Raw genomic sequence first — 20926 nt, 5'->3', positions numbered from 1 at the left:
TATTATTCAGTCCTGGAGTAATACCCTCTTTACTACTCTCTCATCTACTTTAAATATCCATCATCAGGGAATCATTGATGAGAATTTATTATCTTCCAGGAGAGGGGGTCATCATCCACCTGAGAGCCCTTAAGATGAGAATTATAGTCACGATCAGGGAGTTGCTGAAAAGAATAGTTCAGAGGGATCTGGGCGCAGTGGGAGTTTCAAAACTGCCGTATGTCATTTATCTTTCATTACCACATGCACCGTAAAATATTTATAGAACCTCTAACCCATTGATAAATGCACATACTTACTGAAAAATTGAGGTGATTTATGATGGCACAGGAACAGCAGCCAATTCTTGTACTACCCGAAGGTACAAGCAGGTACCTTGGAAGAGACGCACAGAGGATGAACATACTTGCAGGTAAAATCCTTGCAGAAACAGTAAGGACAACCCTTGGACCAAGGGGTATGGACAAGATGCTGGTTGACTCCCTTGGGGACATCGTCGTAACAAACGATGGTGTTACAATACTCAAGGAGATGGACATCGAGCACCCTGCAGCAAAGATGCTGGTGGAGGTCGCCAAGACCCAGGAAGACGAGGTGGGTGACGGGACAACCACAGCAGTCATAATAGCCGGGGAACTACTCAAGAAGGCAGAAAACCTCCTTGAAATGGAGATCCACCCAACAATCATTGCAATGGGTTACAGGCAGGCCGCTGAAAAGGCCCAGGAAATACTCAACACAATTGCAATTGACGCAAGTGACAGGGACACACTCATAAAGGTCGCAATGACCGCAATGACAGGAAAGGGTACAGAAAAGGCAAGGGAACCACTTGCAGAACTCATAGTTGACGCTGTAAAACAGGTTGAGGAAGACGGCGAAGTTGAGAAGGATCACATAAAGATAGAGAAGAAAGAAGGCGCAGCCGTAGACGACTCAACCCTTGTACAGGGTGTAATAATAGACAAGGAAAGGGTACACCCAGGAATGCCTAAGAAGGTTGAAAATGCAAAAATAGCCCTCCTGAACTGTCCAATAGAGGTTAAAGAGACAGAAGTTGACGCTGAAATCAGGATAACAGACCCATCACAGATGCAGGCCTTCATTGAACAGGAAGAACAGATGATCCGTGACATGGTTGACAAGATAGTCAGCACCGGTGCCAACGTCCTCTTCTGCCAGAAGGGTATCGATGACCTTGCACAGCACTACCTTGCAAAGGCAGGCGTCCTTGCTGTGAGAAGGGTTAAAAAGTCTGACATGGAGAAACTATCCAAGGCAACAGGTGCAAGCATCGTTACAAACATTGAAGACCTTAGCGAAGAAGACATCGGTGAAGCAGGAGTGGTCTCAGAGAAGAAGATCTCAGGCGAAGAGATGATCTTTGTTGAGGAATGCAAGGAACCAAAGGCAGTCACAATACTTGTCAGGGGTTCAACCGAACACGTTGTAAGCGAAGTTGAAAGGGCCATTGAAGACGCTATAGGTGTCGTGGCTGCAACAGTTGAAGATGGTAAGGTTGTAGCAGGTGGTGGAGCACCAGAAATAGAGATAGCCAAGAGGCTCAAGGACTACGCTGATGCAATAAGTGGAAGGGAGCAGCTGGCAGTTTCAGCCTTTGCTGAAGCCCTTGAAATCGTTCCAAAGACCCTGGCAGAAAACGCAGGTCTTGACAGCATCGATGCACTGGTTGACCTCAGGGCAGCCCACGAAACCTCACCATACATGGGACTCGATGTCTTTGAGGGTGACATCGTTGACATGAACAAGGCAGGGGTCATTGAGCCACACAAGGTCAAGAAACAGGCAATACAGTCTGCAGCTGAAGCAGCTGAAATGATCCTGCGTATAGATGACGTTATAGCCGCATCATCTTCAGGTTCCTCTGATGAGGACATGGATGAAATGGGCGGCATGGGCGGAATGCCTCCAATGTAAGGGACATTCCCCACTCCCTTTTTAAATTTTTTTAGCGGCACTGTTTTTATCGGGTTCATGGATCTTTTTTATTGCTTCTGTGAAGATTAATCCGATTAAAAGGACCCAGGTTTTTCCTGGAGCTTATTTTGAGGGATCAGCCACATAATGGCCTCAGCTGATTAGCTGAATCTGATAGTATAAGAACAGGTCCTTCATGGTATTCTTCACATGAATCCTGCAGATATAAAAAATAAAATGCCGGCAGGGAATTCCCTATAAAAAGGAAGAAGCCTGCATATCTATTAAAAAAAAATGATAATCCTGGAGTTTCACTACGGTGAATCACCTTGTGAATATGTGAACCGCTGCGGTTCCACCGGTTCCACCAATGTTGTGGGTCATACCAACCTCAGCACCCTCAACCTGTCTTTCACCGGCTTCACCACGGAGCTGCCAGACCACCTCTGCTGCCTGGGCTATCCCTGTAGCTCCGAGGGGGTGTCCACGTGCCTTAAGGCCCCCTGATGGGTTCACGGGTATGTCACCGTCAATCCGTGTCATGCCCTCTTCAAAGGCCCTTCCACCTTCACCCTTCTCAACAAAGCCCAGATCCTCAACTGCAAGTATACCGTTTATACTGAAACAGTCATGGACCTCCACAAGGTCAATGTCTCCTGGTGTTAGATCAGCCATTTTAAACGCCCTGCGGGCAGCATGAACCGTTGCATCTATCCTTGTTATGTCCCTGCGGTCGTGGAGTGCAATTGTACCTGAAGCTTGTGCAGAGGCCTTAACATAGACGGGGGTGTCCGTGTACTCCCTCGCCATCTCAGCAGGGCAGAGTATGACGGCTGCGGCACCATCAGATATGGGTGAACAGTCAAGCAGTCTCAGGGGATCCGCAACCATGGTTGAACTCATAACCTGTTCAAGGGTGACCTTCATGGGGAACTGCGCCCTGGGGTTCTTTGAGGCGTTCTCATGGTTTATAACCGATACCATGGCAAGCTGTTCCCTGGTTGTACCGTACTCGTACATGTGCCTCCTTGCCATCATGGCATACAGTGAAGGGAAGGTGACACCCTGCTGGGCCTCCCATTCCTGGTCAGAGGCTGTTGCGATTGCCGGGGTGGGGTCAACGACATCGGTCATCTTCTCCACACCTGCAGCTATCACTATATCATGGTACCCTGAGGCAACGGCCATCACACCGCTCCTGAGTGCAAGGCCCCCTGAGGCACACGCAGCCTCAACCCTTGTTGAGGGTATGGGTGTGAGACCTGCATGGTCAGCGATGAGTGAGGAGATGTGTTCCTGTTTGATGAAGAGGCCGGCTGACATGTTACCCACGTACATGGCCTCAAGGTCAGCACCCTCAATGCCGGCGTCCTCGATTGCTCCGAGGCCGGCCTCTGTTATCATGTCCCTGAAGGAAACATCCCAGAGTTCTCCAAATTTTGTCTGTGAAACTCCAATAACTGCTACATCCCTCATTTTATCACCATATTAAGCCATCCTGAGTTTGCCCTTGAACTTGGCATAAACTGCATAATCAACATACCTCTTCTCTTCAATAACCTCACTTACAGAGGGCGCCAGTTCACGCTTCTCCTCAATTCCATCGGTCACCTCGATGATGAAGGCGTCGCTTCCAGCCCCTGAACCATAGGATACTGCAAGTATCCTGTCACCCGGGGATGCCACGTCAAGGGTTGCTGCAAGTCCGATTGGTGTTGCACCTGAGTAGGTGTTACCTATCACGGGTGTGAGGAGACCCGGTTTTACCTGCTCGCTTTCAAATCCAAGCTTCTTCGCAGCCTTGAGGTAGAATTTACCGTTTGGCTGGTGGAAAACAGCATAATCAAAGTCTGATGCGCTCATCCCGCTTTTCTCCAGCATGCCCCTGGCAGCTCCAAGGACGTGTTTGAAGTAGGCCGGTTCCCCTGTGAACCTTCCTCCATGCCTGGGGTAGGGCATGCCCTCCCTCCTGTAAAAGTCTGGTGTGTCTGTTGTGAAGCTGTATGTATCTGTTATCTCTGCAAGGGTGTCTTCCTTTCCGATAACGTAGGCTGCTCCACCTGCTGATGCCGTGTATTCAAGGGCATCGCCTGGAGCTCCCTGGGCCGTGTCCGCACCAACCGCAAGACCATACTCAACCATATCTGAGTCTACAAGTCCCATACATGCCTGTATACCCGCGGTGCCTGCTTTACATGCGAACTCAAGGTCCGCAGCCGTCATCTGTGGTGTTGCTTCAATAGCCTCTGCAACGATTGTTGCTGTTGGTTTAACTGCGTAGGGGTGGGACTCTGAACCCACGTAGACAGCCCCGATCTTTGATGGGTCTATCTTACTTCTTTTAACAGCATATCTTGCAGCTTCAACTGCTATTGTGGCGGTGTCTTCATCCGGGCCAGGCACGGATTTTTCCTGCACCACAAGCCCCCTTGATATGGCCTGGGGGTCATCTCCCCAGACCCTGGCGATTTCTTCAACCTTTATTCTGTATGATGGAACGTAAACTCCATATCCAACGATTCCAGCCATGAGTATCACACCATAATATTAGTCTGGATCTTATTATTATCTAAAACCAAAGTATTTATCCCTTGCTCTACTATCCTACCTTCTACTATATATAGGTAGCAGCATAAAAGGAGGGGGTCTCAATGTATATGGTGCAGAAAATCAGAACAGAAACAGTTTTTATGCGGTTGCCGGGATTTGAACCCGGGTCGCGGGCTTGGAAGGCCCGAGTCCTAACCAGACTAGACTACAACCGCTATGCGGCGTCCGGGATTTGAACCCGGGTCGCTGGCGTGGCAGGCCAGTGTCTTAACCAGGCTGGACTAACGCCGCAAATTCGTAGGCATAGAAAAGATTTGAAATCATCATATATAAAGTTTTCTATTTATTCTCTCTGCCCCGACATGATAAAGGAGGGGCCACCATAAATAACAGATGCAGCTGAAGAGGAGGGCGCCGGATGCTGGAAAGGTATAAACTAAATAATCGGATGCTCGATAGGTTAGCCCTTCAGTAGTTCTGGGATGGTTAATGAGATGAATGGGGGAAAAAGATTTGTTGAGGTCGATGCCCTGAGGGGAATCGCTGTCATTATGATGGTGGCATATCATGCACTCTTTGACCTCGATTTCTTTTCAGTAACAGAGATAGACATGTCATCGCCACCTCTATGGCTTGCAGGGAGGCTGACAGCATTCCTCTTCATATTCATCGCAGGCCTCTCACTGAGCCTGAGCCATTCCCGCCGGATCCTTGAGGGAGATGCATCGTTCAGTGCCTACCTTAATCGGGGACTCAGGATTTTCGGGTACGGCCTCATAATAACCCTTGCAACATGGATATACCCAGGGGATGGTGTGATACTATTCGGGGTCCTCCACTTCATCGGAGCCGGGATTATACTCTCATACCCCTTTATGGGAAAACCATGGTTAGCCCTCATGGCAGCCTCTCTGTCCATCGCAGCTGGAATGATCCTCTCAGGTTTCAGGGCGGATTATCCATGGCTTTTATGGGCGGGGCTGAGACCACATAGCTTCTACAGCCTTGATTACTTTCCACTCTTTCCCTGGCTGGGCGTCATGCTGACCGGGATGAGTGCAGGGGATGTCCTTTACAGGGGATACAGAAGAAGATTTGACCTGGACACAGGGGCATTGCCCCTCAGCAAACCCGCACTTCTTGGCAGAAACTCTCTGAAAATCTATTTTATCCATCAACCGGTTATAATAATGATTATATTGGTATTAAACAGTTTTAGATAAGCTCTTCAGAGCCTGGAACGCATGCATTGGAGTATTCCATCTTCAGATCGCAGTTTCCAGCCTGAAGATGGAACGTTAGCGGCTCCATCTTAAAGACTTATATATTGAAACGTGTATATAGAAGTTTCTCAAAAACTGGGATTAATGTTTTTTTTGAGATGAAAAATACTGTTAAGGGAGGTAATAGCACGGATACAAAGAAAGGATTTATCCTCAGCATTCTAATTGCACTTGCAGTTTATATAATACCCATGCCTGGTCTGAAGGCCTCAGGACATGCGGCTTTATCGCTTCTTGTTTTTGCGGTTTCAATGTGGGCAACCGAGGCCCTGCCACTCCCTGTAACCTCACTGATAATACTCTTTGCTCAGCCACTTATGGGTGTTGAGAGCTTTGAAAATGCGGTTATAGGCTTTGCGAACCCCATAATCTTCCTGATGATAGGCGGATTCATAATGGCTGAGGCCATAAGAAAGAGCGGTCTTGCCCAGCGCTTCACATATTACCTCCTGGGGAGACTTGGAGCCTCCCCTGAGAGGGGCCTCATGGTAAGCATATTCTCAACCGGTATCCTCTCTGCATGGATTGAAAACGTTGTTGCCTTTGCAATGCTGCTGCCCATCATAAAGGAGATAGTTGACCTCATGGGGTGCAGGGATCCCCAGCATGGAAGGAGTAACTATGCAAAGGCCATGATACTCGGAGCATCCTTCGGATCCCTTGCAGGGGGCTTCGGGACAGAGATAGGAACAGCACCCAACCTCATGGCAGCCGCATACACAGGAATACCCTTCCTTAACTGGATGATCTTCGGGTTACCACTGTCCCTGGTCATGCTGGCCGTTATATGGTTCCTACTGATGAGAATATTCCCCGCAGAAGTAAAGGCCATTGAGAACATCCAGGAACTCATCGGCGACAGGGTTCAGGGACTTGGAGCAATGGGCAGACAGGAAAAACTCAGTGCAGCCATCCTGCTTTTCGCAATATTCCTCTGGGTTACGGCATCCTGGACAGGGATTAACAGCTACTCTGTTTCACTCATCGCCGCGGTCATGTTCATATCATCCGGTGTGATAACCTGGAAGGATGCCCAGAAGAACATTGACTGGGGCCTCATAATATTCTTTGGCGGCGCCCTCTCCCTGGGAAGCGCCCTTCTAAAGACAGGGGCTGCCGCATGGCTTATCAATGACATTGTAAGGATGCTGGGCTCCAGTCCACCAGTCCTCCTGGTCATGCTGCTGCTGATGACCGTGGCGGTACTCATAACCCAGGTGATGTCAAACATAGCACTCTCAGCCATACTCGTACCCCTTTCCGTGACCCTTGCAGCTGCACAGGGACAGCCAGCAGGAATATACGCCGTTCCGGTTGCAATAGCATGTTCACTCTCATTCATGCTCCCGATGGCGGATCCAACAGTTGCAATGGCATACGGTACAGGATACGTTAAGCTGAGGGACATTCCAAGGGCAGGGATACCCCTAATAATTGTAGGCGTCATACTTACGGTGCTTGTCATAACGACACTTGCAACTCCATTCCTGGGATGAAATTGGATCCCTGCCTGATTTATTCATTTTCAGCCGTTAATTAATTTTTAAGGAGCTCCTCAACGGGTGAGAGGTCCATGTTGTTCTCCACTATCTCAGCCAGTCTGTCAAGGGAGAACCTCCGGGAGTCCCTGAAATCATCCCTGTCATAGTCAAGGGGTTCCAGGCCCCTCTGCTCCCTGAGGATGTTTGTGAAGTACCTCCTGAACCTGAAGTTATGGAATATGCCATGGAAGTAGGTTCCCGCAACATTTCCATCAACGGCACCATCAAAGCCGCCGTCACGCAGGTTCCCTGAACCCTTCTCCACCCTTATAAGGGGTTTCACGTCACCCAGAACTGTGGTGCCCTCATGAAGCTCATAGCCCTCAACGGTTTCACCCCCCAGACCATGGAAGAGGCCTCCCCCAATGATTTCACCGTGGCTCTGTGAGATTATCTTACCATCCCCTGTAAAGACGGTTTCACAGTCAAGGAGGCCAAGTCCCTCCACGGTTCCATGGGCTGATTCATGGCCACCATCATCAACCACTCGTCTGCCGAGCATCTGAAACCCGCCACATATACCGAATACCGGTATATCCTGGCTCAGTTCCATGATTTCATGGGCAAGGCCCGTCTCATGGAGGTGGATGAGGTCTTTTATGGTGTTCCGGGTCCCGGGGATTATGATGGCATCCAGGTTGTGGAGGCTGTCACCGGCCTCGATGAGTTTCACTGAGACATCCTCTTCATATTCAAGGGGGTCGATGTCCGTGAAGTTCGATATCCGGGGGAGCCTGATGACACCAACCTTTATTTTTCCCTTCCCGCGATATTTCCTGTCTGCCAGGGATGCTGAATCCTCCTCAGGGAGTCTGAGGGCCTCATCGTAGGGCAGGACACCTAGGACAGGGACACCTGTAATCTCCTCTATCCTTTCAATACCGGGCATGAGGATGTCCAGGTTGCCCCTGAATTTGTTTATAACAACACCCTTTATCCTTGACCTGTCACGTTCATCAAGGAGCATGAATGTTCCTGCAATGGATGCGAAGACACCTCCACGGTCTATATCCGCAACAAGGATGACATCTGCATCTGCAAGGTGGGCTATCTCCATGTTGGCAAGGTCCCTGTCCCTCATGTTTATCTCTGCAGGAGAACCCGCACCCTCAATTACAATGAGGTCATACCTGGACTTCAGGTATTCAAGGGACTCCTTTATGGCTTCAAGGGCTGTTCCCCTGAAGTCCACCTGGTATTCATTGAAGTTCATGTTCCCTACCGGCCTCCCATGAACTATGACCTGGGATGTGAAGTCCTCCTTGGGCTTGAGGAGCACCGGGTTCATGTGATGTGATGGCTCTATGCCAGCTGCTTCAGCCTGAAGGACCTGGGCTATTGCTATCTCCCGGTTCTCGGAGGTTGTGAATGAATTGAGTGACATGTTCTGGGATTTGAAGGGGGCTACACGATACCCTCTCCTTGAGAATATGCGGCAGAGGGCGGCGACAAGGACGCTTTTACCTGCACTGGATGATGTGCCCTGAACCATTATACACCTTGAACTCATGGATACACCACTTGGTAGGGGGTTATTTAATCTGGTGGTTCTGTCGCATTCCTTAAATCAACAGCAACAGATACACTACTAGATGATTACTAGTCTGAATTTGTGGGTTCCTGATATAAAACTTCAGTGTCTGACATCAATCTTAAATACTAACTAACACAATAATTATTAACAGGATATGGATGGAGGTTTATGAGATGTCCAATGATTCTGCTGAAGTTCTATCATCCGATGAGTTACTATCAATCTTTAAGACCGTTATAATGAACAGCCCCGACGGGATAATCACGGTCAACGAGGACGGGGTTATTATCTTCTCAAATCCATCTGCAGATAGAATGTTAGGCTATGAAACCCTCATGGGTAAAAAATTGATGTCATAGTCCCTGAGGGCCTCAGGGATGACCTCCACCAGAAGATGAGGGACTACAGGGCCCGGGGCGAACATGAACTGGCAGGCAAGGTCTTTGAAACCGTCTCATTAAGGGCGGACGGGACAGAGTTCCCTGTTGAGATGAGCCTCAACCCCTCAAGAAGTCAGGGGAGACTCTTTCTAACTTCAATCATAAGGGACATCTCAGAAAGAAAAAAGATGGAACTTGAGGTCCTTGAAAGGGAGGAACAGTTCAGGGACCTCTTTGAGAATGCCAATGACATGATACAGGCCGTTACCCCTGATGGAAAATTTTTATACGTTAACAGGGCATGGAAGAAGACCCTCGGCTACACTGAAGGTGAACTTGAGAACCTGACAATCTTTGATGTGATACACCCTGATAAGGTGGATGAGTGCCGTGAACTCTTCAGGAGGGTCATGTCAGGCGAGAACATCCCAATCATTGAGACGGCCTTCATAACAGCTGATGGCGAGAAGGTATTCGTTGAGGGTAACGTCAATGTTAAGATGAGTAACGGGACCGTGGAGTACAGCAGGGCAATATTCAGGGATGTTACAGAGAGGATGAAGTTTCAGAGGGAACTTGAAAGGATGGCATCCATTGTTGAATCTGCAGGGGATGCGATTGTCAGCTATGACCTTGATGGCAGGATAATGGACTGGAACAGGGGTGCTGAAGAGATATACGGTTACGGTGCAGATGAGATTAAGGGAAAAAAATGTCTCCATCCTCATGGATGATGAGGAGTTTGAAAGGCTCAGGGGCCTCATTGAGGAGGTGAAATCTGGCGGAGTGGTTTCAAACTTCGAAGCAAAACGTATAAGGAGTGATGGTGAGACGATCTGGGTCTCAATTTCCATGTCACCCCTCAGGGATTTTGAGGGTAACATAATTGGCGTTTCCACCATTGCAAGGGATATAACAGAGATTAAGAGGACCGAGGAGGCCCTCAGGGCAAGTGAGGAGAAGTACAGGAAGATAGTTGAAAAGTTCATACAGAACGCCCTTGCCCTGATATCTGAGATTAACCGCTGATATTCCCCTATCCGGATCCAGCAGGGTCCTTGAAATGTTTCCCGCCTATCTGGTTCTAATTCAGGGAGCGTAATCAGGACGGTGATGGATACCTTTATAAGTGGAAACCCCATATATTAAAATAAAAATTTGTAAGTAAAATATTTTAAGTAGAAGAAGGTGACTATTATACATCGTGACTTTATTTTAACCACTTCACTTAATGGAGGCATTTGAATAGAAATGAAAACCACCATTAAAAACTCCAGAGTTGAGGAAAAGGTTTCATATGAAAGCAGTGACAGTAAAAAAGAAGAGTCACAGGCATCCCTTTCATATGAAACATCAAAGGATATAAATGTCCCTGAAAGGCTTATAAATCAGATTATAGGTCAGGAAGAGGCAGTCGAGACCATAAAAAAGGCTGCTGAACAGAGACGTAACGTACTTTTAATAGGTGAGCCTGGTGTGGGTAAATCCATGCTTGCAAAGGCAATGGCCGAGCTGCTGCCACGTGAAAGGCTCCAGGACATACTCGTATACCCTAACATAGAGGACCCTAACAACCCCCTCATAGGAACCGTCCCTGCAGGTGAGGGGAGGAAAATCGTAATGAACCATAAGAACAAGGCAAGGGCACAGGATGAGAAGAAGAATCTCTTCATGATGCTCATAATATCCTTCATCCTTGTCCTTGGCTTCATGGTTCAGCAGTTCCTTGCAGCCATCATAGCGGCAGGCATAGTCTTCCTTGCAATGCAGCAGTTCAGGCCAAGGAAAACCGTGATGGTCCCGAAACTCCTGGTGAACAATGAGGGCCGTCAGGTAGCACCCTTCGTGGATGCAACCGGTGCCCATGCCGGCGCCCTCCTGGGGGACGTGAGACACGACCCCTACCAGTCAGGCGGCCTTGGGACACCGGCCCATGAACGTGTGGAGGCAGGGATGATACACAGGGCCAACAAGGGTGTTCTCTACATTGATGAGATAGGCACAATGAAGATGAAGACCCAGCAGGAGCTCCTCACAGCCATGCAGGAGAAGAAATACTCCATCACGGGTCAGAGTGAAACAAGCAGCGGTGCAATGGTCCGTTCGCAGGCAGTACCCTGCGACTTCGTCCTGGTGGCCTCAGGGAACCTCCAGGTACTTGAGGGGATGCACCCCGCCCTCAGATCCAGGATAAGGGGATATGGATACGAGGTTTTCATGAAGGATTCAATGCCCGACACACCTGAAAACAGGGATAAGCTCGTCCAGTTCGTTGCACAGGAAGTTGAAAAGGACGGAAGAATACCCCACTTCAGCAGGGAAGCCATAAAGGAGATAATAAGGGAAGCCCAGAGGAGGGCCGGTAAGAAGGACTCCCTCACACTCAAACTCCGTGAACTCGGCGGCCTTGTGAGGGCAGCTGGTGACATTGCAAAGAGCAGGGGAGCCGAAATCGTTGAACCAGAGGATGTGGTGGAGGCCAAGAAGCTTTCAAGGACCCTTGAACAGCAGATTGCCGACAGGTACATTGTACAGAAGAAAAAATACAGCGTCTTCAAATCAGAGGGCGGCGAGGTCGGCAGGGTTAACGGCCTTGCAATAATCGGTGACCGCAGCGGAATCATACTTCCAATAGCGGCCGAGGCAGCCCCGGCCCAGAGCAAGGAAGAGGGGAGGATCATAGCCACAGGGAAACTCGGTGAGATTGCAAGGGAGGCCGTGCAGAATGTCAGCGCACTCATAAAGAAATACACGGGCACAGACATATCCAACTACGATATACACATACAGTTCCTCCAGGCCTATGACGGTGTGGAGGGTGACAGTGCAAGTGTCTCGGTTGCAACCGCAGTCATATCCGCCCTTGAGGAGATACCAGTGGACCAGTCGGTGGCACTTACAGGGTCACTGAGCATAAGGGGGGATGTGCTCCCTGTTGGTGGAGTTACAGGTAAGATCGAGGCGGCTGCAGAGGCAGGCATAAAGAAGGTCCTCATACCGGCATCCAACATGGGGGATGTTATGATAGAGAAGAAGTATGAGGATAAGATTGAAGTAGTCCCTGTTGAAACCCTCGGGGACGTCCTTGAACACGCCCTCATAGGCAAGGGCAAGGAGAGCCTCCTTGAAAGAATGCAGAAGATAAGTGACATGGTGCCCTCAATAATTAAGAAGCCCGCCATGCACTGAATTCAGGGATATCTGTCCCTGATAAATTATTTTTTCTGGATTAAGTGGTGAATTTTGCTATTCTTAGGCTATGCCATTAAAATTAATTTATTTCAGGGCCCCTGCAATCAGTGGAGCCACAGAGATGTCGCTGACCTCAGACGTCAGTGTGTCCGTTGCAATAACATCGTCCACCCCTGCGGAGAATATCTTTATGAGGGCATCCTCGACAAGGACCGGGTGGACGCAGCAGACGGTTATGCTTGATGCCTGGTTTTCCCTCAGTATACCGGCAGCGTTCACTATGGTGCCACCTGTACTTATGATATCATCCACCACCACAGCGTCCATACCTGCAACATCAAGGTCCTTCACACGGGTCTCAACGACCTCGGGTGAGAGCCGCACCTTCTCCATATAGTCGCATTCACAGCCAAGTATACCGCTCACCTCCCTTGCATGTCCAAGGGCGCCCCTGTCAGGGGCTATCACAACAGGGTCATCCAGAAGACCCGAAATGTGGTCTGCGATGAGGGGCATTGCAGAGAGTTCCCTTACAGGGATGCTGAAGAATTCACTGAGGCAGTTCTCATGGAGGTTAACGGTAACGAGTTCATCTGCACCGGCAGCTTCGATCAGCTCTGCAACAATCCTTGCAGAAACCGCCTCCCCGCTCTTGAAGCGCCGCTCCTGCCTCCCGTAACCAAAGTAGGGTATCACTGCACGTACACGCTCAGCTCCAAGGTCCCTGAGGTTCTTTATCATGAACAGGAGTTCCATGAGGTTCTCATCCTGGGGGTGCCCTGTTGACTGTATAACCGTGACCTCACCCTGGACATCCCCCTTCACCCTGATGTAACGTTCACCATCAGGGAATTTACGGGTCTCAACCGGACATAGATGATCATCAAGTAAATCTGCAACCTTAGCAGCGAGTTTCTGCGATGCTGAACAACCTATTATCATAAAAAACCACCTTGTAATCATTGACAATTTTTATATACATACTTTTATTAATTCTAATTATAAAATTTTGTCAGATATTACCCGTCCAAGAGGTGAAGTGCTTGCATGAACTATCAATGGCCGATGCAATTGTAAGGACAGTTATCGATGCAGCCGAAAAGAATGATGCCGTGGAGGTCCTTGAGGTTACCGTTGAAATCGGCCAGATGACCCTTCTGAACCCGGAACAGATAAAATTCATGCTGGATGTCCTCAGTGAGGACACCATCCTTGAGGGGGCCCGGTTCAACATAGAGGTCGTTCCGGTTGAGATCGAATGCACCTGCGGATATGAGGGTGCTGTGGATACCGATGAACTTAACCATCTGGCCCCTGTGGTGAGCTGTCCCAGCTGCGGAGGCCATGAATTCCATGTTAGGGCTGGAAGGGAGTGTAACGTTAAAAATATAAAGATAGAAAAGAGGGATTAGGAGGAATTCAATGCACAAGATAGCAGAGGTTGAGATTCAGAATGATATTCTCCTTGCAAACAGAAAACTCGCAAAGAAAAACCAGAGACGCCTTGACAGGGCAGATGTATTCGCGGTCGACTTTCTCGGGGCCATAGGGTCCGGGAAAACAACACTCATCGAGAAGTTAATTGAGAACATGGACCGGAGGGTTGCTGTTATAGCAGGGGACGTTATAAGCAAATTCGACGCAGGAAGATTCGAGAAGTACGGAGTCCCGGTGGTGGGGCTTAACACAGGGAAGGAGTGCCACCTGGACGCACACCTCGTTGAACACGGACTTGATGACATCCCCCTTGAGGAGGTGGACATCCTCTTCATAGAGAACGTGGGAAACCTCATATGTCCCGTTGACTTCGACCTTGGATCCCATATGAGGATTGTTGTTGTGAGTTCAACCGAGGGTGATGACACCGTTGAGAAGCACCCCCTCATATTCAGGGAGGCTGACCTTGTAGTTATAAACAAGGCGGACCTTGCAGATGCCGTGGGGGCTGACATCGATAAGATGGTGGATGATGTTAAAAAACTTAATCCTGATGTCAGGGTAGTTAAAACAAGCCTTAAGACAGGTGAAGGACTTCAGGATGTTATTGAATCAATTGAAGAGGCAATGTCCAATTAATTCATTCTTTTCAGGCCGGTGGTTCGATTGAAGATATGGATTGATATCACAAACGCCCCCCATGTAAGGTTCTTCAGGGATGTGATCACCCACTTCCAGGATGAGGGAGAGGATGTGATCATCACCGCACGGAAGTTCGGGGATATACACAGGCTCATGGACCTCTTTGGATTTGAATTCACATCCATAGGTAAACACGGGGTTACCCTTGATGAGAAACTCATTGAGAGTACAAGGAGGGCTTATGAGCTTTCAAAGTTCATCTCCGAGGAAAAACCGGATGTCGGTCTGTCAAAGCATTCAATCGAACTGCCAAGGGTCACCTTCGGTCTGGGAATCCCCAGCGTATATGTGCTGGATAATGAACATGCCCTGGCAGCAAACAGGCTCACCCTTCCCCTCTGCGATCACATCATCATGCCCGAGGTCATAGACCTCTGGGATATAATGAAGACCGGCGGGGATCCCAACGTGATAACCAGGTACCGGGGCACATCAGAGATCATACACTTCCAGAACTTTGAATACAATGAGAACATCTTTGAGGACCTTGGACTTAAACTTGAAAGGGAGAAGACCATACTGATGAGGCCGGAGCCCTCCCTTGCATCATACCTTGATGCCGACTGCCATGAATCGGTACTCACCCCAATAGTTGAGATACTCAAGGACTATGCCAACATACTCATAATCCCCAGGTTTAAGGAGCAGGCGGATATATTCAGAGGATATGACAACGTGACAATAATCAGGCCCCCGGTTGATACATTCAGCCTCATGAAGAGGTGCGACCTTGTAATCGGTGCCGGGGGGACCATGAACCGTGAAGCAGCACTCCTGGGGACACCTGTGATATCATGTTACCCTGGAAAGCCCCTCTCGGTGGATAAATTTTACATCGAGAACGGTTTGATGGTGAGATCAACCGATGTTGATGAGATTGTTAACACTGCACTGCGGCTCCTTGTATCCGAGAAGAAGGCAAAGGAGATTAAAACAGACGACCTCTTCAGGATAATAGTTGAAAGTGTCTATGCCGCGGCTGATAACGAGTAGATGCTGTGTATAGGGACTCTGAAAGCAACTGATACGAAATATTGTCCTTATTAACAGCTTAAATCTTAGAACTAGAAATGGAATGGACTGGCCGGGATTTGAACCCGGGGCCTCCGCCATGCCAAGGCGACGCTCTACCAACCTGAGCTACCAGCCCTAACAAAGTATACATTAAGTCTTTTCATATTTAAACTTAATGCTTCATGGTGGCATTACAGGCCTGTGCTTAATATGATATGGATGCATGGATGATGAGTTCTGATAATCGGACAGGTTATGATGGAGAGTTTGTGGGGTGTATGAATTGATAATAAGAAATGTCAGGGAGGATGACTTCCTGGCCATAGCCGAACTTGCAGAGAAATGTCCCCCCATGGTGACGGAGAGGAACTCAATTTACCATATATTCACAAGGTTCTTCAGTGAAACATCCTTCATAGCCGAGGATGATGGTGCTGCAGGGTTCATCCTGGGTTTCATATCACAGTCTGACCCTTCTGAAGCCTACATCCACCTACTCTGCACCGCACCATCCCACAGGGGAACCGGACTTGCAGATGAACTCCTCCAGACCTTCATTGACACGGTCAAATCCAGGGGCGCCGGGAAGGTCCTCCTGATAACAAAACCCGTAAACCAGAGAGCAATAAGATTTTACCTCAGGAATGGCTTTGAACATGTTGAATCAGGCAGGATGGTTGAATCAGGCCCTGTTAGGGCTATAGCTGATTATAACGGTCCTGGAGAAGACATGGTCCTTTTCAGGAGGTTTATATGATCCCGGAAAAAACTTTTTATTGTGGTCATCAATATATGATGTAGATCAGAAAACAATTATCCGGAGGATTAAATTGGCCCTTATACCGCAGAATCATCTTCAGTTGATAGTCGAGGTCGGCATCATACTCTACGCTGCAATGATATTCCTGCTTAACCTCGCCCCGATTTCCCTGAGCCTTGTACTCTTCATCTGCATCGTACTGGGGATAGGATTCAACGTAATATTTGGACTGGATGTTGTGGCACTCTTCATGTCCTTCGGCCAGAGCGAGTTCACCCATCCCTTCGGACCCATAGCCCTCCTTGCAGCAGTATCATCACTTTCAGCCCTTGCAATAATGGAGGATGTGGGGGTGGATACCGGTGGACTCCGTGGCTTTGTATACATACTTATGCTGGGCATAACGGTATTCGGGGGCCTCATGCACAGGTCATTCCTCCTTCTGTGGCTCCTGGGTCTCATGGTGGGGCTTTTCCTCATCTCAAAGTCCATGAGGAGCAGGTCAATCATAACATTAAAGAGGGTGGCTGCCTTTGCACTGGTGGCAGTTGCAGGGTTCGGGGGCCTTGAACTGCTTTCAAGGATCCTTGGGATGCCTGTTCTAAGCCCACTCCTCCGCCTTGAGAGGCTTGAGAATTTCTCAGTACCCAGCATCAAGATGGTGATTAAGAACACTACACTACTGGGCCATAATCCCATGTCATCCTACTGGGGTGAACTATCCAGGGGATTTGCCGATGGTTACATCTCACTTCCACTCCAGCTCATACTCTTTTTCGGCCTTCCCTTCCCGGTCTTCTACGGCATACTGGTTAACAAGAAGGATGTAATAGATTACATGGTCCCGGGCATATTTGGATGGGCATACGACTTCGGTTATGTTACCCTCTTCTTCCTTTTAATCTGGTGCATGGGCATCATTATCCTGGGCCTCAGGGTGCTCAGCATGTACCGTGAGAAGAGGGAGAAGGGTGTTAGAAGTTACCTTGGCAGGGAGGCTCTCCTCACAGGGGCCCTTGCAGCCTTCATATCCCAGGCCATAATAGGACTCTTCATAATAAACAGGACCATAAATGGAACAGCCCTCCTGACATTCATATTCCTGAGTTCACTCATATTTGCAAATTCCTTTGGACTGAAAGAATAAAATAAATAGGGAGCTTATAGATGAAAAAAACTTTAATCTTACTTGGATGTCCTGAGTCACCTGTCCAGATCCCCCTGGCACTTTACACATCACACAGACTCAGGGAGAAGGGGTTCAGTGTTACACTCACAGCCAACCCCGCGGCGATAAGGCTAATCCAGGTGGCTGACCCAGAGGGGATATACACTGGGGAACTCAAGGACCTTGAATCCTGCCTCGAGGGATTATCTGAGGGTGACTACGAATTCCTTGTGGGATTCGTGCCCAATGATGCTGCGGCAGCATACCTCATAACCTTCGCAGGCATACTGAACACACGGACCCTGGCAGTTGTATTTGAAAGGGATGCAGGGGTCCTTGAGGAACTTGTGGATGAGATAATGGATGGCTCGGATGCAGAGGTGATAGCCGCAAGGGCGCACCACAACCCGGCTCCCCTCAGGGTTAGGATAGACAGATTCATGGAGGAACTCTGATGTCATTCTGCATAGAGACCTACCTGCAGCAGTCCGAGGACTACGAGATACACCTCTCAAGGGCTGGATTCAGGGAATGCGCAAGACTCATCGAGGAGAAGGCGAAGACAGTTATACACATAAAACCCGGTGAAAAGATCCTCGGCGCAAGGATAATAGGCATACCCCCGGTCCCCATAGGCATAGACACTGGAAGGTCAACGGTGATGATGCCATACACCAAGCCATGCTATGGAACCGCGGTTATCGAGGTACCCGTGGATGAGGATGAAATCAGGAAGATACTCCAGATGGGAGAGAAGGAATAAAAGGTGAGGGCAGTTTCCGGTGGCGTGGGAGTGGAGTATCATGGGGTTGGAGGATAAACTGATCACAACGGTCGTTGGAAGTTACCCTGCGGTTCCCAGGGGACCGCGGACCCTGATGGAGAAGATAAGAAACATAACAGGGTCCTATGACCCCTTCAGGCCCGCGGTGAGGACCGCAGTTGAGGACCAGGTCAGGGCTGGCATCGATATAATCTCTGATGGACAGGTACGCGGGGATATGGTCGGATACTTCGCAAGGGAAATAGGGGGCATGATGATAGAGGACGGAGTCCCGGTCATATTCTCAAGGATAACACCACCATCACACCCCATAGGTGCCGATGACCTCATATACGCATCAAAAATCTTAAGAAAACTTAGAAGGGATGAATCAGGTGGTGTTAAGGGTATAGTGACAGGCCCATCAACCATGGTCCATGCATCAAGGATAGAGGGATTCTACGACACTCATGGAAGAGAAAGGGCAGTAATGGACATGGCGGAGGCCCTCAGGTATGAGGCCATGAGCCTTGAAGCCGCAGGCGCATGCATGATACAGATAGATGAACCCTTCCTATCAACAGGGATGGTTGATATGAAAACCGCCAGGAGGGCCGTTAACCACATAGCAGACTCCCTGGAGGTTGAAGTAGCCCTCCACGTCTGCGGAGATGTAAGGGGAGTCCTTGGGGATCTTCTGAGATTCAGGGTGGATCTTATAGACCTTGAATTCGCAGGAAACCCATCCAACATTGAAGTCCTGGCCGATAAATGGAGGGGTGATAAAAAACTTGGCCTTGGATGTGTTGATACAAGGACAGAGAGGATTGAACCGGTGGATGAGATAAGGAACATTATAAGGAGGGGTGCCGATATAGCTGGAGAGGAGAACCTCCATGTGGATCCTGACTGCGGGATGAGAAAACTCTCAAGGGACGCGGCACTCAACAAACTTAGAAACATGGTGAAGGCGGCTTCCATGTGAGGTGGGTTCCAGATGGCCTATGAGATAACGGTTGATGAGATTGCAGATGGATGGAAGAAACTGGTAAGGATGATAATGGATGAGGGAAGGGAGATAAGGGATGAGAGAGGATCCCTTACAAGGGAACTCATGAATACGGTTGTAACCATAAGAAAACCCCTCGGCAAATCCGGGGACTTCTACCACATCCCTGCAGGTTCACCTGCAAATATAAGGGTCCCTGAGGGTTACTTCTGGAGCGGTGAAAAGCTCGAGAAGTACTCCCAGCAGTTCCTGTCACCTGAAAGGAAGGGATTCATATACACCTATGGCAACCGCCTCAGATCCTACTTCGGAGTGGACCAGGTTGACGAGGCAATAAAGAGGCTTAAAAACTGTGGAGAGTCAAGGAGGGCCACCATGGTAACATGGGACCCTGTAAAGGACACGGGATCCGATGAGGTCCCCTGCATGATCCTCGTTGACTTCAAGTTAAGGGATGGTAAGCTCCATACCACGGCCCTCTGGCGAAGCCATGACATCTACGGTGCATGGTTCCCCAACGCAGTTGGACTGGCATACCTTGCAGATTACGTTGCATCCGGGGTCGGTGCCGGGGTCGGCCCCATAACAATACATTCAATTAGCGCTCATATATATGAGGTTAACTTCAAAGAAGCAGAAGAGGTGATTTAATGGTAAGTGTGAACATGGAGGCAAAGAAGATCGTTGACAGAATGATAGCAGGTGCAGATGACCTTAAAATAAATGTGGACACCCTTGAGAACGGTTCCACGGTCATTGACTGCGGGGTTAACGTTGATGGAAGCATAAAGGCAGGTGAACTGTACACAGCGGTATGTCTCGGAGGCCTTGCAGACGTGGGCATATCAATTCCAGGCGACCTCTCGGAGAAGTTCGCCCTCCCATCAGTCAAGGTTAAAACAGACTTCCCTGCAGTATCAACCCTGGGTGCCCAGAAGGCAGGATGGTCAGTGAGCGTAGGGGACTTCTTCGCCCTCGGATCAGGACCAGCAAGGGCACTGGCACTCAAACCATCAGAGACCTATGAGGAGATAGGATACAGGGATGAAGCAGACACAGCCATACTCACACTGGAGGCAGACAAGCTACCAGGAGAGGATGTTACCGACATGATTGCAGAGGAATGTGATGTCTCAGCAGAGAACGTCTACGTACTGGTTGCACCAACATCATCCCTTGTTGGCTCCATACAGATATCAGGCCGTGTGGTTGAGAACGGTACCTACAAGATGCTTGAAGCCCTCCACTTCGATGTTAACAAGGTCAAATACGCTGCAGGTATAGCTCCAATAGCACCGGTAGACCCTGACAGCCTCAGGGCAATGGGTAAAACCAATGACGCCGTCCTTTTCGGTGGAAGAACCTACTACTATGTTGAATCAGGGGAAGGAGACGACATAAAGTCCCTTGCAGAGAACCTCCCATCATCAGCATCAGAGGGCTATGGTAAACCATTCTACGATGTCTTCAAGGAAGCAGACTACGACTTCTACAAGATCGACAAGGGCATGTTCGCACCCGCAGAGGTTGTTATAAACGATCTCAGGACAGGGGAAGTCTTCAGGGCAGGATTCGTTAATGAAGAACTCCTAATGAAATCCTTCGGGTTATAAAACCCTATAATCATTTTTTATTTTTCAGGGGCCTTGAAAGGG

Annotated in this window: 21 protein-coding genes and 3 tRNA genes; 17 read left to right on the top strand and 7 right to left on the bottom strand. The window is 49.0% G+C overall.

Translation table 11 applies throughout. The features are described 5' to 3' along the window. Positions 1–321: 321 nt before the first annotated feature. Entirely contained in the window at positions 322–1938 is a 1617-nt protein-coding gene (thsA, locus tag FZP57_RS05590; RefSeq protein ID WP_191216596.1) for a thermosome subunit alpha, read from the top strand. Positions 1939–2262: 324 nt separating this feature from the next. Here the strand turns inward: thsA and FZP57_RS05585 are convergent, their stop codons facing one another. The 4 genes from FZP57_RS05585 to FZP57_RS05570 all read right to left on the bottom strand — a co-directional run bounded on the left by FZP57_RS05585 (position 2263) and on the right by FZP57_RS05570 (position 4779). Then, positions 2263–3414 (bottom strand): thiolase domain-containing protein, encoded by a 1152-nt coding sequence (locus FZP57_RS05585; protein WP_074359128.1) that lies wholly within the window; start codon positions 3412–3414, stop codon positions 2263–2265. A gap of 12 nt (positions 3415–3426) precedes the next feature. After that, positions 3427–4467 carry a hydroxymethylglutaryl-CoA synthase gene (locus FZP57_RS05580; protein ID WP_074359127.1) on the bottom strand — a complete coding sequence of 347 codons (1041 nt, stop codon included), beginning with the start codon at positions 4465–4467 and terminating at the stop codon, positions 3427–3429. Positions 4468–4629: 162 nt separating this feature from the next. Beyond that, positions 4630–4703, bottom strand: a tRNA-Gly gene (locus tag FZP57_RS05575). Between the two features lie 2 nt (positions 4704–4705). Continuing rightward, positions 4706–4779: transfer RNA gene (locus FZP57_RS05570), tRNA-Gly, on the bottom strand. 191 nt (positions 4780–4970) lie between these two features. Here FZP57_RS05570 and FZP57_RS05565 point away from each other — a divergent pair. Together FZP57_RS05565 and FZP57_RS05560 are read left to right on the top strand one after the other, a co-directional pair. Further along, positions 4971–5711, top strand: a complete 741-nt coding sequence (locus tag FZP57_RS05565) for a heparan-alpha-glucosaminide N-acetyltransferase (protein ID WP_074359126.1) — start codon at positions 4971–4973, stop codon at positions 5709–5711. A 158-nt stretch (positions 5712–5869) separates the two neighbouring features. Next, positions 5870–7267: a DASS family sodium-coupled anion symporter gene (locus tag FZP57_RS05560; protein ID WP_191216038.1), complete on the top strand. Its 1398-nt coding sequence runs from the start codon at positions 5870–5872 to the stop codon at positions 7265–7267. Between the two features lie 40 nt (positions 7268–7307). Here FZP57_RS05560 and cobQ read toward each other — a convergent pair whose 3' ends face one another. Next, positions 7308–8822 (bottom strand): cobyric acid synthase CobQ, encoded by a 1515-nt coding sequence (cobQ, locus tag FZP57_RS05555; RefSeq protein WP_074359124.1) that lies wholly within the window; start codon positions 8820–8822, stop codon positions 7308–7310. Between the two features lie 197 nt (positions 8823–9019). Here cobQ and FZP57_RS09605 point away from each other — a divergent pair, with 197 nt between their 5' ends. The 4 genes from FZP57_RS09605 (at position 9020) to lonB (ending at position 12415) form a co-directional block, all read left to right on the top strand. Next, positions 9020–9205, top strand: coding sequence for a PAS domain-containing protein (locus FZP57_RS09605; RefSeq protein WP_255477748.1), 186 nt, complete (start codon positions 9020–9022; stop codon positions 9203–9205). 35 nt (positions 9206–9240) lie between these two features. Further along, a complete protein-coding gene (locus tag FZP57_RS05550) occupies positions 9241–9960 on the top strand; it encodes a PAS domain S-box protein (protein ID WP_255477747.1) in 720 nt (239 codons plus the stop codon). Next, on the top strand, positions 9920–10255 hold the full coding sequence (locus FZP57_RS09600) for a PAS domain S-box protein (protein ID WP_255477746.1): 336 nt from the start codon (positions 9920–9922) through the stop codon (positions 10253–10255). Before FZP57_RS05550 ends, FZP57_RS09600 begins: the two co-directional genes overlap by 41 nt. A 222-nt stretch (positions 10256–10477) precedes the next feature. Beyond that, positions 10478–12415, top strand: coding sequence for an ATP-dependent protease LonB (lonB, locus tag FZP57_RS05545; RefSeq protein WP_074359123.1), 1938 nt, complete (start codon positions 10478–10480; stop codon positions 12413–12415). Between the two features lie 87 nt (positions 12416–12502). On the opposite strand, the gene FZP57_RS05540 is transcribed toward lonB, so the two are convergent. Further along, the gene (locus FZP57_RS05540) at positions 12503–13360 is read right to left on the bottom strand and encodes a ribose-phosphate diphosphokinase (protein WP_191216037.1); all 858 of its coding nucleotides are present in this window, start codon (positions 13358–13360) and stop codon (positions 12503–12505) included. Positions 13361–13461: 101 nt separating this feature from the next. Here FZP57_RS05540 and hypA point away from each other — a divergent pair, with 101 nt between their 5' ends. The 3 genes from hypA to FZP57_RS05525 are packed head-to-tail and all read left to right on the top strand — an operon-like array spanning position 13462 to position 15550. Beyond that, positions 13462–13830 (top strand): hydrogenase maturation nickel metallochaperone HypA, encoded by a 369-nt coding sequence (gene hypA / locus FZP57_RS05535; RefSeq protein ID WP_074359121.1) that lies wholly within the window; start codon positions 13462–13464, stop codon positions 13828–13830. Between the two features lie 10 nt (positions 13831–13840). After that, positions 13841–14494, top strand: coding sequence for a hydrogenase nickel incorporation protein HypB (hypB, locus tag FZP57_RS05530; protein ID WP_074359120.1), 654 nt, complete (start codon positions 13841–13843; stop codon positions 14492–14494). A gap of 18 nt (positions 14495–14512) precedes the next feature. Beyond that, on the top strand, positions 14513–15550 hold the full coding sequence (locus FZP57_RS05525) for a DUF354 domain-containing protein (protein WP_074359119.1): 1038 nt from the start codon (positions 14513–14515) through the stop codon (positions 15548–15550). Between the two features lie 83 nt (positions 15551–15633). On the opposite strand, the gene FZP57_RS05520 is transcribed toward FZP57_RS05525, so the two are convergent. Continuing rightward, a tRNA-Ala gene (locus tag FZP57_RS05520) sits at positions 15634–15707 on the bottom strand. A gap of 138 nt (positions 15708–15845) precedes the next feature. On the opposite strand from FZP57_RS05520, the gene FZP57_RS05515 reads away from it, so the two are divergent. From FZP57_RS05515 to mch, 7 genes are all read left to right on the top strand, one after another. Further along, entirely contained in the window at positions 15846–16328 is a 483-nt protein-coding gene (locus FZP57_RS05515) for a GNAT family N-acetyltransferase (protein ID WP_238337853.1), read from the top strand. A 73-nt stretch (positions 16329–16401) separates the two neighbouring features. Then, on the top strand, positions 16402–17478 hold the full coding sequence (locus FZP57_RS05510; RefSeq protein ID WP_074359117.1) for a hypothetical protein: 1077 nt from the start codon (positions 16402–16404) through the stop codon (positions 17476–17478). Between the two features lie 20 nt (positions 17479–17498). Continuing rightward, positions 17499–17954, top strand: a complete 456-nt coding sequence (locus FZP57_RS05505; protein WP_074359116.1) for a DUF1890 domain-containing protein — start codon at positions 17499–17501, stop codon at positions 17952–17954. Beyond that, complete coding sequence (locus FZP57_RS05500; RefSeq protein WP_074359115.1) at positions 17954–18262, top strand: DUF1894 domain-containing protein; 309 nt, start codon at positions 17954–17956, stop codon at positions 18260–18262. The genes FZP57_RS05505 and FZP57_RS05500 overlap by 1 nt, the downstream gene beginning before the upstream one ends. Before the next feature lie 40 nt (positions 18263–18302). Continuing rightward, positions 18303–19247, top strand: a complete 945-nt coding sequence (locus tag FZP57_RS05495) for a methionine synthase (RefSeq protein ID WP_238337852.1) — start codon at positions 18303–18305, stop codon at positions 19245–19247. A gap of 12 nt (positions 19248–19259) precedes the next feature. Next, a complete protein-coding gene (locus FZP57_RS05490) occupies positions 19260–19922 on the top strand; it encodes a thymidylate synthase (RefSeq protein WP_074359114.1) in 663 nt (220 codons plus the stop codon). After that, positions 19922–20884 (top strand): methenyltetrahydromethanopterin cyclohydrolase, encoded by a 963-nt coding sequence (gene mch / locus FZP57_RS05485; protein ID WP_074359113.1) that lies wholly within the window; start codon positions 19922–19924, stop codon positions 20882–20884. The genes FZP57_RS05490 and mch overlap by 1 nt, the downstream gene beginning before the upstream one ends. Positions 20885–20926 lie beyond the last annotated feature (42 nt).

It is taken from the genome of Methanothermobacter sp. THM-1, from assembly GCF_009914355.1.
In the GTDB taxonomy this organism is placed as follows: Archaea; Methanobacteriota; Methanobacteria; order Methanobacteriales; family Methanothermobacteraceae; genus Methanothermobacter; species Methanothermobacter wolfei.
Note: the sequence above shows the minus strand (reverse complement) of the source record. Positions and strands in the feature narration are given on the sequence as shown.

Excerpts from the sequence above, each read along its gene's own strand:
- thsA (WP_191216596.1), top strand. The coding sequence starts at position 322 with ATGGCACAGGAACAGCAGCCAATTCTTGTACTACCCGAAGGTACAAGC.
- FZP57_RS05585 (WP_074359128.1), bottom strand. The coding sequence starts at position 3,414 with ATGAGGGATGTAGCAGTTATTGGAGTTTCACAGACAAAATTTGGAGAA.
- FZP57_RS05580 (WP_074359127.1), bottom strand. The coding sequence starts at position 4,467 with ATGGCTGGAATCGTTGGATATGGAGTTTACGTTCCATCATACAGAATA.
- FZP57_RS05565 (WP_074359126.1), top strand. The coding sequence starts at position 4,971 with ATGGTTAATGAGATGAATGGGGGAAAAAGATTTGTTGAGGTCGATGCC.
- FZP57_RS05560 (WP_191216038.1), top strand. The coding sequence starts at position 5,870 with ATGAAAAATACTGTTAAGGGAGGTAATAGCACGGATACAAAGAAAGGA.
- cobQ (WP_074359124.1), bottom strand. The coding sequence starts at position 8,822 with ATGAGTTCAAGGTGTATAATGGTTCAGGGCACATCATCCAGTGCAGGT.
- FZP57_RS09605 (WP_255477748.1), top strand. The coding sequence starts at position 9,020 with ATGTCCAATGATTCTGCTGAAGTTCTATCATCCGATGAGTTACTATCA.
- FZP57_RS05550 (WP_255477747.1), top strand. The coding sequence starts at position 9,241 with ATGAGGGACTACAGGGCCCGGGGCGAACATGAACTGGCAGGCAAGGTC.
- FZP57_RS09600 (WP_255477746.1), top strand. The coding sequence starts at position 9,920 with ATGAGATTAAGGGAAAAAAATGTCTCCATCCTCATGGATGATGAGGAG.
- lonB (WP_074359123.1), top strand. The coding sequence starts at position 10,478 with ATGAAAACCACCATTAAAAACTCCAGAGTTGAGGAAAAGGTTTCATAT.
- FZP57_RS05540 (WP_191216037.1), bottom strand. The coding sequence starts at position 13,360 with ATGATAATAGGTTGTTCAGCATCGCAGAAACTCGCTGCTAAGGTTGCA.
- hypB (WP_074359120.1), top strand. The coding sequence starts at position 13,841 with ATGCACAAGATAGCAGAGGTTGAGATTCAGAATGATATTCTCCTTGCA.
- FZP57_RS05505 (WP_074359116.1), top strand. The coding sequence starts at position 17,499 with ATGAAAAAAACTTTAATCTTACTTGGATGTCCTGAGTCACCTGTCCAG.
- FZP57_RS05500 (WP_074359115.1), top strand. The coding sequence starts at position 17,954 with ATGTCATTCTGCATAGAGACCTACCTGCAGCAGTCCGAGGACTACGAG.
- FZP57_RS05495 (WP_238337852.1), top strand. The coding sequence starts at position 18,303 with ATGGGGTTGGAGGATAAACTGATCACAACGGTCGTTGGAAGTTACCCT.
- FZP57_RS05490 (WP_074359114.1), top strand. The coding sequence starts at position 19,260 with ATGGCCTATGAGATAACGGTTGATGAGATTGCAGATGGATGGAAGAAA.
- mch (WP_074359113.1), top strand. The coding sequence starts at position 19,922 with ATGGTAAGTGTGAACATGGAGGCAAAGAAGATCGTTGACAGAATGATA.